The 1269-nt window shown below is 66.5% G+C and carries 1 protein-coding gene; it reads left to right on the forward strand.

Translation table 11 applies throughout. The features are described from left to right. A partial coding sequence (locus ABDB87_RS20510; protein ID WP_345930574.1) for an immunoglobulin-like domain-containing protein occupies positions 1–1269 on the forward strand: 1269 nt, incomplete at both ends.

Here is a 1269-nt window from a genome sequence, read left to right on the forward strand (position 1 = left end):
CAGCGTCGCCCAGACCGATGTCACCGTCACCCTCACCTACTCGGGCACGGCCGCCAAGGGCACGGACTTCACCGGCACGACCACGGTCACGATTCCGGCAGGCAGCAGTTCGGCCAGCTTCTCGATCCCGGCGCTCGCCGATGGTGCGGTCGAAGGCACGGAGCACTTGACCGTCTCGATCGGTGGCGCCTCGGGCGGCAGCTTCGAGCATCTGGCGATCTCGACGAGCGCGGGCTCGGTCACGACCCAGATTGCGGACGCCGACACGGCGACCGTCTCGCTCTCGGCCACCAGTGCGATCACTGAAGCCGGCGGCAATATCGTCTATACCGCCACCATCACGTCTGCCCCGGTCTCCGATCTGACCGTCACGCTCGACAACGGCCGGACCATCACGATTGCGGCCGGGAGCACCACCGGCTCGGTGACCGTTGCGGTCGCCGCCTCCGACGACGTCTATCTGGACGCCAGCAGCACTCAGGCCGCCATCACCGGCGTCTCGGGCGGGGGCATCAATGCAAGCTTCAACCCGGCGGCTGCCGTCACCACGATTGCGGACACGATCGATACCACCAGCGCCACGCTGACCGCGTCCGCCTCGGTGGCCGAAGGCTCGTCCATCACCTACACGGTGACCCTCGCGAGCGTCGTCACCGGTTCGGACGTGACAGTCAAGCTCGTCAATGGCGAGACGATCACGATTCCGGTCGGAAGTTCTTCCGGCAGTGTCACCACCGCCACGGCGGACAATGCCTATACCGGCTCGTCGGTCGTCACCAACCACATCGACACGATCTCGGGCGGCAACTTCGAGAGTCTGGTCGCCGACAAGACGGCCGTCACGACCACCGTCACCGATGAAGCAACGCCGGACGCGACGACCGTGACCCTCACGGCCTCCGCCACGGCCGTCACCGAAGGCGGCTCGGTGGTCTATACCGCCAGCGTCGATCATCCGGTCACAGGCAGCCCGCTGGTGATCTCGCTCTCCAACGGCCAGAGCATCACCATTCCGGTCGGCAGCTCCTCGGCTTCCAGTGCCGCCTATGCGGTGCGCGCGGACGATGTGTATGCCCAGGGCGACGCCGCACTGAACGTTTCCATCACCGGCACCGCCGGTGGCCAGTACGAGGCGCTCACCACCACGTCCTCCGTCTCGACCACCGTGTCGGATGACACGGACATCACCAGTGCCACGCTGACCGCCTCCTCCTCGGTGGCCGAAGGCAGCACCATCACCTACACGGTGACCCTCGCGAGTGTCGTGAC

The sequence above is a fragment of the Uliginosibacterium paludis genome (genome assembly GCF_039631355.1).
GTDB classification, from domain to species: domain Bacteria; phylum Pseudomonadota; class Gammaproteobacteria; order Burkholderiales; family Rhodocyclaceae; genus Uliginosibacterium; species Uliginosibacterium paludis.